Genomic DNA, 13,530 nt, shown 5'->3' with positions numbered 1-13,530 from the left:
CAGCGTGTAGTCGCGCTGGGTGCGCTTTCCCTCAACTGCCATCTCGCTCTCCTTGGACAAGGCGAACTCATGACAACCGATTTTAGGACGGGACATGGGCGAAAAAAAAGCCCGCTTGCGGCGGGCTTTAAAACTATTTTCTTGGAGGAGAATAGTGGAGACAGATGAGATTATGTTGCACCGCGAAACGCGCGTCCAATTGTAAATTCCGATACCTGTCATGCATTCCGTGAATAGTACGCTTGAGCCCGCTTTTCGCCGGCTCAGTCCTTGACCGGTACCGTGTAGTTCAGCGCCATCCGCCCGCCGTCCGCGTACAGCGTCTGGCCGGTAATGTAGGACGCGTCCTCGCTTGCGAGAAAGGCCGCGATCGCCGCCACTTCCTCCGGCTCGCCGCAGCGTCCCAACGGCGTGCGCGACAGGATCGTGTGGCGCGCTTCCGGGCTGCCCAGCACTGCCTTCTTCGCCAGTTCCGTCAGGATCGTGCCCGGCCCGATCGCATTGACCCGGATCCCGTGCTGCGCCAGCGCGACCGCCGCCACGCGCGTGAGCTGGTTGACCCCGCCCTTCGAGATCACGTACGGCACCTGGTTCGGGATCGCCAGTTCGGCGTTCACGCTGGACATGTTGATGATGCAGCCGCTTTGCCGCTTGACCATCTCCCGTGCCACCGCCTGGCTGCACAGGAACATCGACTTCAGGTTAATGCGCAGCACGCGGTCGAAGTCTTCCTCGGCCAGGTCGAGGAAATCGGCGGCATGGGTCACGCCGGCATTGTTGATGAGAATGTCGATCTGGCCGTAGGCCGACAGCGTGGCCGCGACCAGCGCATCCACGTCCGATTTCTGGCTGACGTCGGCGCAGGTGAACCGCGCCGCCGCGCCGATCATTTCGGCAGCCGCCTGGCCTTCGGGGCGGACGTCGGCCAGCATCACGCGCGCGCCTTCGCGCGCCAGGCGTTGCGCGCAGGCAAGGCCGATTCCCTGGCTGGCGCCGGTCACCAGGGCGACTTTCTGGGCAAGTCTCATGGGCTCCTCGTAAAGGTGGTTTTTTAAATTGCGATTGCTGTGAAGGAACAGCGGTAGGGTGCGCACCAGTGCGCACGCGGTGCAAACTATGCGCAACCGTACAGCGTGCGCACTGGTGCGCACCCTACGAGTGTGCAACGCGATTGTACCCAGAGTGCAGCCGAGAATCAGAGTTTTTGAACTAGAGCAGGATCGGCTCGTCCGGCAACTGGTTCGGGCGATCGCCCTCGGCCGGAAAATGCGTTTGCAATAGTAAGTTGACTTGGGCGATCGCGCTCAAGGTGCCGTCATGAAAGCGCCCTTGGGCAAAGTGGTCGGTCATCGTGTCGCAGATCGCCTGCCAGTCCGCGTTGTCGATCTTGTGCGCGATGCCACGGTCGGCCACGATGTCGACCATGTGCTCGGCCAGGTTCACGTAGATCAGCACCCCGCTGTTTTCCTCGGTGTCCCAGATGCCGTGGTCGGCGAACAGGGTCAGCGCCCGCTGGCGGTTGCCGATGCAGGCCCAGATCGCATCCGACGGCAGCGCCCGCTCCACGATCAGCCGGACTTCGCCGCGATGGGTCTGTTCTCCCTCCCGGATCGCCTCGGTGATTGCCTCCAGGGTCTCGGGCGGAAAAGCGCGCCGCGCGTCGGCCATGCTGCTGCGCCAGTGGCGCACCGCGCGCCGCAGCCGATGGTGCAAAGAATGATTCATTACCAGTCTCCCGAGGCGCCGCCGCCATCGAAGGTGCCGCCGCCGCCCGAATAGCCACCGCCGCCCCAACCGCCGCCTCCAAAGCCGCCGCCGCCGCGATAGCCGCCGCGGCTCATGTTGCCAAGGATGTTACCGATGATGAAACCGGTCGCGCCGCTGCTCCAGCCGCCGCCGGACAGCCGCGAGCGGCGCGGCCGGAACATCGACAGGATGACGAAGATGCCGACGATGATCGCCAACAGGCCAAACAGGCTGATTCCGGAGCCGTGCTGTTGCTGCGCCTGCCGCGGCCCGGGGAACTTCTCCTGGTCCAGCAGCGATTCGATGGCGCCCACGCCGGCGACCAGCCCGTCGTAGTAATGCTGCTCGCGGAAGTAGGGCGCAATCACGTCCTGCAGGATGCGCTTGGACTGCACGTCCGTGAGCACGCCTTGCACGCCGCGCCCGGCTTCGATGCGCAGCCGCCGCAGCGAACTCGGATTGTCGCGCGCCACCAGCAGCAGCACGCCGTCGTCGACGCCCTTGCGTCCCAGCTTCCAGGCGTCGGTGACGCGGATGCTGTACTGCTCGATCGCCTCCGGCTCGGTTGACGCCACCAGCAGCACCGCAATCTGGCTGCCGGTCTTGGCCTCGTACTCGGACAGCATCGATTCCAGGCTGGCGCGCTGGTCGGGCGTGAGCATCCCGATCTCGTCATTGACGTGGCCCCTCAAGGGCGGCACCGGCTTGAACTGCGCGTGCGCCGGCGCAACCAGGCAAAACGCCAGGGCCAGGATCCACAGGGGACGCAGCAGGAACATGGCTTACTTGCCGAAGTTGACGGTTGGCGCGGTCGAGATCGCGCTTTCGTTCGCGACCGTGAAGTTCGGCTTGGGCTTGTAGCCGAAAATCATCGCCGTGACATTGGTCGGGAAGCTGCGCACCGCCACATTGTAGTCCTGTACCGCCACGATGTAGCGCTGGCGTGCGACCGTGATCCGGTTCTCGGTGCCTTCCAGCTGCGACTGCAGGTCGCGAAAGCTCGTATCGGCCTTCAGGTTCGGATAGTTCTCCGACACCGCCATCAGCCGCGACAGCGCGCCCGTCAGCTCGCCCTGCGCCTGCTGGAACCGCGCGAACGCCTGCGGATCGTTCAGCGTCTCCGGCGTGACCTGGATGCTGGTGGCCGCCGCGCGTGCCCGGGTGACCGCCTCCAGCGTATCCTTTTCGTGCGACGCATAGCCCTTGACCGTGGCCACCAGGTTCGGGATCAGGTCGGCGCGGCGCTGGTACTGGTTGACCACTTCGCTCCAGGCGGCCTTGATGGCTTCGTCCTTCTGCTGGAACTGGTTGTAGCCGCAGCCCGACAGCAGGGTGCTCAGCAGCAGCGCCGCCAGCAGCAGCCGGGCCAGACGCGAAAAGATGTTCATCATGGCGGGAATCCGTATGGTTGTCCGGTTTTTAAAATATACCGGACCTGCCATGGCGGAGACAGTGCGCGAGCGCACGCAGCGAATGGACGCGCGGCCACGCGCTACAATAACGCGTTTGCAACGAGATATTGAAGAGGCCCGCCGTGAATTTCATAGACAAGCTGGGCGCCGCCTGGACCCGTAACGATTCGCTCCTGTGCGTCGGGCTCGACCCGGACCTGGCGCGCCTGCCCGCGCACCTGCGCGACGCCCCGGACGGCATCGCCCGGTTCTGCAAGGCGATCATCGACGCCACCGCGGACCTGGCCTGCGCGTTCAAGCCGCAGATCGCCTACTTTGCCGCGCTCGGCGCCGAACAGCAGCTCGAGGAAATCTGCGCGTACCTGCGCGAGCGCTATCCCGAGATTGCGCTGATCCTTGACGCCAAGCGCGGCGACATCGGCGCCACCGCGCACCAGTACGCACGCGAGGCGTTCGACCGCTACGGCGCGGACGCGGTGACGGTCAATCCGTACATGGGCTTCGATTCGGTCGAGCCTTACATGCAATGGAAGGACCGTGGCGTGATCGTCCTGTGCCGTACCTCGAACGCGGGCGGCTCGGACCTGCAATTCCTCGACGTGGGCGGGCAGCCGCTGTACCAGCACGTGGCGCGGCTGGTGGCGGAGAAGTGGAACGTGAATGGCCAGTGCGCGCTGGTGGTGGGCGCGACCTTCCCCGAAGAGCTGGCGCAGGTGCGCCGGATTGTGGGCGAGATGCCGCTGCTGGTGCCGGGGATCGGCGCGCAGGGCGGCGACATCGAGGCGACCGTGCGCGCGGGGCGTACTGCGGGCGGGGCCGGGATGATGATCAACTCGTCGCGCGCGATCTTGTTCGCCACACCGGAAGAGGGCGAGGATTTCGCCGCCGCTGCGCGGCGTGTGGCAATGGAGACGCGGGACGCGATCAATCGCTATCGCGCAGTCTGAGAACCAGCACGTAGGGTGCGCACCTGTGCGCACGCGTTCATCGCTTGCAGGCTCGCGGCGCCACCACCAATACGCACCGTTCGCGCCGCGTGCGCACAGGTGCGCACCCTACGCCGTCATCGCATCCTGTTTCGCAGCTTCGTTCGCGCTATCGCCTGCTCGGCGCAATCTGCTCCGCATAGTCATACAGCGCGCCAAGTATCTCCTCGGCGCGCTCGTCCGCGTTCTCCGACAGCGCGTCGATCTGCCCGAACAACTGCTCGATCGTGCGCGCCCCGCCCGTGCCATGGAACAGTCGCGCCGCGCGGTGCTCTTCCCAGTGCTGGGCCTCTTGCTCAGACAAGGTGTGCGGGAAGTTGCGCGCCCGGTAGCGGAACACGATTTCGCCCAGCCGCGGATCGTCGAAGCTCGGCGGCGTCTGGGCCAGGCGTTCCGGCGTCTGTCCCCGCAACGACTCCAGCTTGCGCCGGTCGCCGTTGCCCACGAAGCCGCCGTACAGGTCTTCGTCCACATCCACCGCCCCGCCTGCCTGCGCGCGCTCGAACACCTGCGCCAGCACCTGCGCCATGCTCGGCCCCTGCGCCGCGACCCGCGCGTGCGCGCAGCAGCGCTCGATGTCGATGCCCCAGCGCTCGGCCATCTGCGGACTCAAGGTCTTGAGGTTCGATACCAGCATCGGGGACTTGTTCAGGTGCACGCTCTTGATCGGCAGCCGCGTCACGCCTTCCGGCAGGTCGCTGCTGCGCGTGAACAGCCGCAAACGGATCGTATCGGCGTCCAGCCCGAACAGTTCGGATGGATCGTGGCTGCAATCCCACACGAGGATCTCGTTCTTGTTGGTCGGATGCTGCGCCAGCGGCCACACGAGCGCCATGCAGCCGCGCTCGGCTGGGAACATGCCGGACACGTGCAGGAACGGTTGGCGCTGCGCCGGGTCGAGGTGCAGGCCCATCTCGGCCGCCACCCGGCTCTTGTCGCGCAGCCCCAGGCAGAAGTCGAACAGGCGCGGCTGTTTTTCGCGGATCAGGCGCGCCATCGCGATCGTCGCCCGCACGTCCGACAGCGCGTCGTGCGCCGCTTCGTGCACGAGGCCATTGGCAGCCGTCAGATGTTCGAGCCGGAAGCTCGGCTTGCCGTCGTCGTTGCGCGGCCATTCGATGCCTTGCGGGCGCAGCGCGTACGTCATGCGGACCACGTCGAGCAGGTCCCAGCGGCCGCAGTTGTTTTGCCATTCGCGCGCATACGGATCGATCAGGTTACGCCAGAACAAAAAGCGGGTGACCTCGTCGTCGAAGCGGATCGTGTTGTAGCCGACGCCGATCGTGCCCGGTTGGCTGAACGCGTCACAGATCGTCGCGGCAAACTGGTGCTCGGGAACGCCCTGTTCAAGGCACAGCTGCGGCGTGATCCCGGTGATCAGGCACGCCTGTGGGTCAGGCAGGTAGTCCGGCGCCGGCTGGCAGTACAGCATGATCGGCTCGCCGATCTCGTTCAGTTCGGCGTCGGTGCGGATCGCCGCGAACTGGGCCGGGCGGTCGCTGCGCGGCGTCACGCCGAAGGTTTCGTAGTCGTGCCAGAGAAAGGTATGAGTGGTCATCTTGGTCTGAAAATGGGAGCCGGCCTAATCTTCGCATGGTGCGCTCCAGCGGCGGCGAAGTGCGTCAATCGGTCGTGCAAATGCGGTCGCGCCCACTTTCCTTGGCGCGGTACAGGGCGCAATCGGCGGCCGCGATCAGCGCCCGGTCGTCCAGGCCAGGGGCCAGGGTCGCGACGCCGAACGAACCGGTGATGTGCGGCAGCGGCAGGCGCATGCCCTCGAACACGACGGCCTCGCGCATCCGCTGGCGCAGGCGTTCGGCGATCTTCAAGGCCAGCTCGGCGCCGGCGTCGGGCAGGATCGCCATCATTTCCTCGCCGCCGTAGCGTACCGCGAAGTCCGTCGGGCGCAGCGCGTCGCGCAGCACGCTGGCCGCCGCGCACAGCGCGCTGTCGCCGGCCACGTGGCCGTGGGTGTCGTTGAGTTTTTTGAAGTGGTCGAGGTCGACCATCACGATCGAGAGTGGATTGCCGTGCTCGCGGCAGCGTGCGATCAGCCGGGGCAGGGCGTCGTCCAGCCAGGCGCGGTTGTACAGGCCCGTCAGGCTGTCGTTGAGCGACAGCTGGCGGTAGAACTCGCCCAGCTTCTGGCGCCGCCGCAGCTGTGCGTTGGCGGCGCGGATGCGAAACGACAGCAGGCGCAGCAGGTTGCGCGCCAGGCCGTTGGACTGGTCGATCAGCCGCCAGACGAGGTCCGGCTCGATCACCAGCAGTTCGCAATCCTCCAGCGCGGTCATCGTTTCGCGGTTCACGGCCTCGTCCAGCACCGACTGCTCGCCCACGCTTTCGCCCGGCCGGACCGTGGTGCCGAAGGTGTCGGCACTGCCGGCTTTAGTGTCTGGCACCACCGCGAGCGATCCGGACAGCACGATGTACAGGCGGGCGGGTCCTCTTTCCCTGAGCTGTTCGCCCTTGGCCACCCGGTTGATCACGCACGGCGCGAGCGCGGCCGCGACCGACGCCTCGTGCGTGTCGCGAAACAGGTGCAGGTCGCGGATGGTGTAGGGGGATGCACCGAAGGTGCCGATCGATTCCAAGAAGTCCTCTTGCGCGGTCTCTGTGGGTATGTTTACGCAGCAACATGATACCTCATTGCAACCGTCAAGCCGAGTGAATATCGGAGGCAGACCGGCCCCGGGGTGGCGCAAGCATGGGAACGGTGGTCCAATAGCGGCCATGAATACGACGAACCATCTGGTCGACGCGATCGGCCAGCACCACCAGCGCGACCCGAACGCGCGCATCGTCTCGCTGGTGCCATCGATTACCGAGCTGCTGTGCGAGCTGGAACTGGCGCCACAGCTGGCCGGGCGCACGGGCTTTTGCATTCACCCGGCCGACGTGGTCGCGCCCATCCCCAAGGTCGGCGGCACCAAGGACGTGAATGTCGAGAAGATCCGCAAGCTCGCCCCGACGCACCTGGTGGTCAACATCGACGAGAACGAAAAGCCGACTGTCGACAAATTGGCCGAATTTGTTCCGCACGAGGTCGTGACCCACCCAGTCGCGCCGCGCGACAACCTGGCGCTGGCGCGGTTGATGGGCGCCGTCTTCGGGCGCGATGAGCTTGCCGAGGAGTGGTGCAGCCGGTTCGAGGCCGAGCATGCGGCGCTGCGCGCGCTGCCCTCATTACCGACGCGCACCGTCCTGTACTGCATCTGGCAGGACCCGTGGATGACCGTCTCGCGCGATACCTATATCGCCAACATGCTGGCCGAGCTGGGCTGGCAGGTGCCGCAGCTCGGGACGGCGCGCTATCCGCGCTTCGAATGGTCGTCGGCGCTGGTCGAACAGCTCGATTGCGTGCTGCTGTCGACCGAGCCGTACCGCTTCACCGAAGCGCACGCAGATGCCCTGGAAAAGCAGCTTGGCATACCGGTGTTCCTGGTCGACGGCGAAATGCTGTCGTGGTACGGCAGCCGCGCGCTGGCCGGGCTGGGTTACCTGCGCGCGCTGCGTGCGATGGTGGAAGGCCAGTCTCAGGCGACTTTTTGACCGGATTGCGCCCGCTCCTGCGCAAGATGCGGGAAGCGGTCCATCTTCGACAGAACCGGGAACAGCATCGACCAGATGCCCGTTACCGCCAGCGTGGCCGCGCCGCCGAGCAGGATCGCGCGCACCAGGCCGAACCAGCCGGCGGTGATGCCGGATTCGAATTCGCCAAGTTCGTTCGAAGCGCCGATGAACACCGAATTGACGGCCGAGACCCGGCCGCGGATCTCGTCCGGCGTCTCGTACTGCACCAGCTGGTGGCGGATGTAGACGCTGACCATGTCGCCGGCGCCGAGCAGGAACAGCGCAATGAGCGCGATCATCATGCTGGAGGTCCACCCCAGCACCAAGGTGGCGGCGCGCGCCGAACACGGCCACGCCGCCGAACATCCAGGCGCCCACGTGGCGCCGGATCGGCACAAAGGCCAGCGCAATCGAGCACAGCGCCGCGCCCGCGCCGGGCGCGGTACGCAGCAGGCCCAGGCCGGTCGGGCCGGCGTGCAGCACGTCATGCGCGTACGCGGGCAGCAGGGCGGTGGCGCCGCCGAACAGCACGGCGAACAGGTCGAGCGAGATCGCGCCCAGCACGATCGGGCGCGACCACACGAAGCGCAGGCCTTCGAGCAGCGTGTGCAGGCTGACCGGAGCCTTGTTCATCGCCTGCGGTGCGCTCTTGGTCAGGGCCATCAGCAGCACCGCCAGGGTAAGCAGAATCGACGCCACCAGGTACACCGTGCCCGGCCCCAGCGCATACAGCAGCCCGCCCAGCACGGGACCTGCAATCACCGCGACGTGGAAGGTGGATGAGGAAAGGGCGACGGCCTGGCCGAATTCCTGGGTCGGCACCAGGTTGCGCAGCACCGCCTGCGAGGCAGGCATCATGAAGGCGCGCGCGCTGCCGAACAGGACCAGCACCGCGAACACCGGCCACACTACGTGGCTGCCGGTGAGGGTAAAGGCGAGCAGCAGGGCGCCGCACAGCAGCTGGGCCGCCAGGCACAGCAAGACGATGTTGCGGCGGTTGTGGGTGTCGGCCACATGGCCGGCCCACAGGATCAGGACCAGGAACGGCGCGAACTGGGCCAGGCCGATGAGGCCCAGATCGAACAGGCTGCCGGTGATCTGGTACACCTGCCAGCCGACCGCGACGCTTTGCATCTGGACTGCGAGTGTGCCGAGGAAGCGGGCGGAGAGGTAAAACGACAGGTTGCGGTTGCGCAGAACGCCCAAACCGCCCGACGGCGAAATCGAGGACATGAACACTTTCGATAATGCAGGCAATAATCCTGCATTGTGCCCGATGTGGCCAGATAACGCTTGCCGATGGCTGACGAGGCAGGCTGGCGCCCTTGCGGTGCGCCAGCTTCAGCTAACGGTGACAGACCCAGTGACAGTCCCTTATTTCTTGACGAACCGGATCGCGAACTTGTCGTCCGGCGCACCCTTCATTTCCCAGAACGGTTGCTCGCGCGGGTCGGACGGCGCGCGCTGGTAGTCGCTCCTGGCCTCCACTGCGAAGCCGGCCTTGGCCAGTTCGGCGACCACGGCTTCCTCATCGATCCGGTGCAGGGTATTGGTCGCGGTGAGCCCGCTGCCGCTCTTGGCCGCGTTGTCGATGATGATCAGGTGGCCGCCCGGCTTGAGCGCGTCGTACAGGCGCTTGTTCATCGCCGCGCGGTCGGTGCCGGTGTTGACGATGTCATGGTAGGACATGTTGATCGTCACCAGGTCGAGCGCCGGCGCGTCCTTCGGGACCGGGTCGTTGAACGGCGCGACCACCGGATGCAGGTTCGGCAGCGCGGCCTGGCGCTGTTCGAGCTTCGGCGATGGCTTGGCGCTTTGGGCCCAGACTTCGCCCTTGGGGCCGACCGCCGCCGCCAGCAGCGCAGCGGTGGTGCCGCCGCCGGCCGCCACGTCGAGCACTTTCATGCCGGGACGGACCTGGGCAAACGCGAGGAACTCCGCCGGCTTGCGCTTGGCGTCGCTCTTGCGGTCATCGTCGGTGCGCGCCGGGCTGGCGATCGCGGCCTGGTATTGGGCTTGCGCTTGGGCGCTGGCCGCCTGCTCGGGCGCCGCCTTGGCACTGCCCAGCAGTGCGACGGTGGACAAGGCGAGCAGGGCGTGCGCGAGTCGGTGTTGTTTTTGCATTTAATGACCCCTTTTATCCGGAATGTTGTATGCGCGGACCGGTCCCGCGCCGTTCGATAACATACCTGAAACTGGTGAGCAGGGGCACAACTTTTGAATATGCATTGCCGGCTTGGACCGGCAATGCGATCGATCACGGTTGGGCCAGGTCGGCCTCGGAGGTGAACGCGTCGGCGTAGAACTCGCCGGACGGCAAGTTACACATGGCCACATAGTCGCGCCGGGCGGCGTCGACCATCACCGGAGCGCCGCAAGCGTAGACCTGGTAGTCCGACAGGTCAGGGATGTCCTGCATCACGGCCGCGTGCACGAAGCCGGTGCGGCCCTGCCAGTTGTCCTCCGGCAGCGCATCGGAAATGACCGGAATATAGGTGAAGTCCGGCATGGTCGTGGTCCAGGCCTCGCACAGTGCGCTCATGTACAGGTCCTGCGGTCGGCGTCCTCCCCAGTACAGGACGACCTTGCGCTCGGACTTCAGGTGCATCAGGTGTTCGACCAGTGCTTTGACCGGTGCAAAGCCGGTGCCCGAGGCCAGCAGCACGATCGGCTTGTCGCTGTCCTCGCGCAGGAAGAAGGTGCCCAGCGGTCCTTCGAAGCGCAGGATCTCGCGCTCCTTCATCGTGTTAAATACGTGCTCGGTGAACACGCCGCCCGGCATGTGGCGGATGTGCAGCTCGAGCGGGCCAGTGTAGGATGGCGCGTTGGCAATGCTGTAGGCGCGGCGCTTGCCGTCCTTGAGCAAAAATTCGATATACTGCCCGGCGCGGTAGGCCAGCGCCTCGTTGGCCGGCAACTGCAGGGTCAGGATCGCCACGTCCGGCGCTGCCTTGGTGATGGTCTGCACGCGGGTCGGCATCTTGCGCATCGGGTAGTCGCTGCTGCCGGCCACTTCGCGCGCCTCGATCACCATGTCCGTTTCCGGCACCGTGCAGCAAAACAGCGTCAGCCCTTGCGCTTTTTCCTGTTCCGGCAGCGAGCGCTGCTGGTGCGGCTTGAGCGTGGCCGCGCCTTCGATTACCTTGCCCTTGCACGAGCCACAGGCGCCGTTCTTGCATCCGTACGGCAGTCCGATGCCTGCGCGAATCGCGGCCGCGAGGACGGTCTCGTCTGCCTCGCATTCAAATTGGTGGCCACTGGGCTGGACAGTGATCTGGAAGGTCATACAATCCTCAAAATGAACAACAAAATAAATCCTCGGTTCGCGCGTCCGCGCCTCTTGATCATCGGGTGCGGCGATGTCGGCATTCGCCTGTTGCCGCTGGTGCGCACGCGGTTTCGCGTGTTCGCGCTGACCAGCCAGCCCGGGCGTGCCGGGGAGCTGCGCGCGGCGGGCGCGATTCCCGTGGTGGCCGACCTGGACCGGCCGCATACCCTGCGCCGCCTGCGCGCGCTGGCGCCGTATGTGGTGCATCTGGCGCCGCCACAGCCGGAAGGCGATTTCGATTTCCGCACGCGCAACGTGACCGCCATTTTACCCGACGGGGCGCGGGTAGTTTATGTCAGCACCAGCGGCGTCTATGGCGACTGCGGCGGGGCGCTGGTGGACGAGACGCGCAAGCTGGCGCCGCGCAATGCCCGTGCCCGGCGGCGGGTGGATGCCGAGCGCGTGCTGCGCGCCTGGGCCCGGCGCGCGCACGGACGGCTGGCGATCCTGCGGGCGCCCGGCATCTACGCTGCCGAACGCTTGCCGCTCAAGCGGCTGGAGCAGCGCACCCCGGCGCTGGCGCCGGAAGACGACGTGTACACCAATCATATTCATGCCGACGACCTGGCGCACATCGCCGCGCTGGCGCTGTTCCGTGCGCTGCCGGGGCGGGTCTACCACGCGTCCGACGACACGCGGATGAAGATGGGAGAGTACTTCGATGCCGTCGCCGACGCGTTCGGGCTGCCACGCGCGCCGAGGCTGGCGCGTGAGCAACTGGTGGCGGAGGTGTCGCCTATGTTGCTGTCGTTTATGTCCGAATCGCGGCAGCTTGCCAATGCGCGGATGAAGCGCGAGCTCGGAATACGGCTGCGGTGGGGGCGGGTGGAGCAGGCGCTGGCGGCAATGCAGATGAAATAGCCACAGTTGGCGTGCCGAGAGAGAGGAATCCCGGCTCACGCTTGATGTTTCTCAAATTGCAATTGTCCGCCCATCGTATTGTGATCAATATCGAAACCCGAACTTGTGGTGTGGTACTAGAGCCATGGACCGCCGCGTAACACAACCGACCAAAGAACAAGTGCGAGCCTACATGAGTGCGCGTGAGCATGCTCATCGTCCGCCCCCGGCGCCGCAAGATATCCGCCGCCAACTCGGCTGGACACTTGCGCCGCCGGAGCCAACCTTCACACTGATCAAGCTGTGCCTGCTCCCTGCCACCCTGGGACAGCTGGCGGCGCAAGCCACATGGGCTTGGTGCCTTGCGCCGCTGCGCGCGGAACCTGAGGTGGTTCAGCACGTAAGAACGTCCGCTTGAGCGCTAGCGTGAGCCGTTGGGCGAGCGTGGCGGACGTTGCTTGGGAACGCTATGCGGCTGGAAGCCGGGGCCGTTCCAAATAGAAACCGATGCGTTGTTCCGGTGGGCGGCACTCGGAGACTACGGCGCAATCTGCGCTCTCCACACAGCATTCCTCGCTGCCCTGCGTCCAGCAGTATGCAGTTTGCCTGGCCGGCGTCCAGCAGTACGCCGCTTGCCTGCCCTGAGCCCAGCAGTACGCAGCATGGCTGCCACCCGAGGTATTGCCGTCTGCTGGCGCGGCCGCCGAGGGGGTGTAGGCAGAGCTTAGCCGCACGGCGGTGGAAAATGCCGTGCGCTTGCCGCCGGAGGTGGCCGAAGAATAATCTTCGCCAAACGTCCGCTCGTACAGCGCAGCAGTACTTGTCCCGATACGCTTCATTGCCGCTTCATCCTCCTCGCCACGCATTCCGGCATAGGGGAAGTGGTGCAGAAAATACCCGAAAATGCGCTGGCAATCGGCTGCGTATTTTTTGGTATCCAGGATATGGTAGTGCCAGAATTTATCGACGTCTGCATCGGGAGCGAGCGGAGTATCCGGGAATTTCTTTACCAGATACAAAAAGCGTCGGTATTCACGCTCCGCAGATTCTGCGCGCGTCCGGGGCCAGCCCTTGCCGGCCTTGCGATCCATGAGTTTCTCTTTAATCGCCTCGAAATCGAGTGCATTAATAGCTAATGAATCCTCCGATGAAAGCATATTAATTCCTCCATTATCCAAATAGTTATCAGGCCTGCCGCGCCTGCGGCCTTATTGGTAACGGTCCAAGATGCCGGCGTGAATATGTGGCTGCTGGCTCGCGGTACCGGATTGTTATGACGCATCTCAAATATCGGGCAATTGCCGACCCACCTTTTTGATGTACATCAAGCGAGTGGGGTATTTACGGAACCGACCGTGCGACGATGCTACAAGGGAGGTGGAAGAGGCGAGGCGGCGGTGGCCGCTTGTCGTTGGAGGGATACGCCGGCGCGCAGTGCGCGCCGGCGAGTCGATCGTTTTTCAGATCGTTGCGAGCGAAGGACGTTCAAAATTGAGGCGAGCGCCGCCTGCTTTCACGGAAGGGGCTGCGATCTTCCCGACCGCCTGCTGGCCCTCTACCCAGCAGAAAGCGGTCTTTTGTGCGGAAGCCGCCGCCTGCTTACCGTCTACCCAGCAGAAAGCGGTCTTTTGTGCGGAAGCTGCCG

14 protein-coding genes and 1 pseudogene are annotated in these 13,530 nt (G+C 65.2%); 3 read left to right on the top strand and 12 right to left on the bottom strand.

The genetic code is table 11. The features are described from left to right. The 5 genes from E4O92_RS25020 to E4O92_RS12265 all read right to left on the bottom strand — a co-directional run. The coding region (locus E4O92_RS25020) for a hypothetical protein (protein WP_206076861.1) at positions 1-222 on the bottom strand (222 nt) is incomplete at its 3' end. Positions 223-263: 41 nt separating this feature from the next. Beyond that, entirely contained in the window at positions 264-1,028 is a 765-nt protein-coding gene (locus tag E4O92_RS12280; protein WP_135190063.1) for an SDR family NAD(P)-dependent oxidoreductase, read from the bottom strand. A 181-nt stretch (positions 1,029-1,209) separates the two neighbouring features. Continuing rightward, positions 1,210-1,725: a TPM domain-containing protein gene (locus E4O92_RS12275; RefSeq protein WP_135190062.1), complete on the bottom strand. Its 516-nt coding sequence runs from the start codon at positions 1,723-1,725 to the stop codon at positions 1,210-1,212. Further along, positions 1,725-2,525: a TPM domain-containing protein gene (locus tag E4O92_RS12270; RefSeq protein ID WP_135190061.1), complete on the bottom strand. Its 801-nt coding sequence runs from the start codon at positions 2,523-2,525 to the stop codon at positions 1,725-1,727. The genes E4O92_RS12275 and E4O92_RS12270 overlap by 1 nt, the downstream gene beginning before the upstream one ends. A gap of 3 nt (positions 2,526-2,528) precedes the next feature. Next, the gene (locus tag E4O92_RS12265) at positions 2,529-3,137 is read right to left on the bottom strand and encodes a LemA family protein (protein WP_135190060.1); all 609 of its coding nucleotides are present in this window, start codon (positions 3,135-3,137) and stop codon (positions 2,529-2,531) included. 143 nt (positions 3,138-3,280) lie between these two features. Here E4O92_RS12265 and pyrF point away from each other — a divergent pair, with 143 nt between their 5' ends. Continuing rightward, positions 3,281-4,105, top strand: coding sequence for an orotidine-5'-phosphate decarboxylase (gene pyrF, locus E4O92_RS12260; protein ID WP_135190059.1), 825 nt, complete (start codon positions 3,281-3,283; stop codon positions 4,103-4,105). Positions 4,106-4,253: 148 nt separating this feature from the next. Here pyrF and sbcB read toward each other — a convergent pair whose 3' ends face one another. Together sbcB and E4O92_RS12250 are read right to left on the bottom strand one after the other, a co-directional pair. Beyond that, a complete protein-coding gene (sbcB, locus tag E4O92_RS12255) occupies positions 4,254-5,702 on the bottom strand; it encodes an exodeoxyribonuclease I (RefSeq protein ID WP_135190058.1) in 1,449 nt (482 codons plus the stop codon). A 64-nt stretch (positions 5,703-5,766) separates the two neighbouring features. After that, positions 5,767-6,738, bottom strand: a complete 972-nt coding sequence (locus E4O92_RS12250) for a GGDEF domain-containing protein (RefSeq protein ID WP_135190057.1) — start codon at positions 6,736-6,738, stop codon at positions 5,767-5,769. 139 nt (positions 6,739-6,877) lie between these two features. Here E4O92_RS12250 and E4O92_RS12245 point away from each other — a divergent pair, with 139 nt between their 5' ends. Then, positions 6,878-7,696 carry a helical backbone metal receptor gene (locus tag E4O92_RS12245; protein WP_135190056.1) on the top strand — a complete coding sequence of 273 codons (819 nt, stop codon included), beginning with the start codon at positions 6,878-6,880 and terminating at the stop codon, positions 7,694-7,696. On the opposite strand, the pseudogene E4O92_RS12240 reads toward E4O92_RS12245, so the two are convergent. The 3 genes and pseudogenes from E4O92_RS12240 to E4O92_RS12230 form a co-directional block, all read right to left on the bottom strand. Then, positions 7,681-8,950, bottom strand: a pseudogene (locus tag E4O92_RS12240) (MFS transporter). The gene E4O92_RS12245 and the pseudogene E4O92_RS12240 sit on opposite strands and share 16 nt — an antisense overlap. Before the next feature lie 141 nt (positions 8,951-9,091). After that, positions 9,092-9,841 carry a class I SAM-dependent methyltransferase gene (locus E4O92_RS12235; RefSeq protein WP_135190055.1) on the bottom strand — a complete coding sequence of 250 codons (750 nt, stop codon included), beginning with the start codon at positions 9,839-9,841 and terminating at the stop codon, positions 9,092-9,094. Between the two features lie 133 nt (positions 9,842-9,974). Beyond that, a complete protein-coding gene (locus tag E4O92_RS12230; protein ID WP_135190054.1) occupies positions 9,975-11,003 on the bottom strand; it encodes a CDP-6-deoxy-delta-3,4-glucoseen reductase in 1,029 nt (342 codons plus the stop codon). Between the two features lie 12 nt (positions 11,004-11,015). Between E4O92_RS12230 and E4O92_RS12225 the strand changes: the two genes are divergently transcribed. Next, entirely contained in the window at positions 11,016-11,906 is an 891-nt protein-coding gene (locus E4O92_RS12225; RefSeq protein WP_135190053.1) for an NAD-dependent epimerase/dehydratase family protein, read from the top strand. A gap of 446 nt (positions 11,907-12,352) precedes the next feature. Here E4O92_RS12225 and E4O92_RS12215 read toward each other — a convergent pair whose 3' ends face one another. Then, entirely contained in the window at positions 12,353-13,042 is a 690-nt protein-coding gene (locus E4O92_RS12215) for a glycine-rich domain-containing protein (RefSeq protein ID WP_135190051.1), read from the bottom strand. 303 nt (positions 13,043-13,345) lie between these two features. Beyond that, positions 13,346-13,530 (bottom strand): hypothetical protein (locus E4O92_RS25015; RefSeq protein ID WP_206076860.1); only part of this gene is annotated, 185 nt, incomplete at its 5' end.

The organism is Massilia horti (assembly GCF_004614195.1).
GTDB lineage: Bacteria > Pseudomonadota > Gammaproteobacteria > Burkholderiales > Burkholderiaceae_D > Telluria > Telluria horti.
This window is presented reverse-complemented; position numbering and strand designations above follow the sequence as displayed.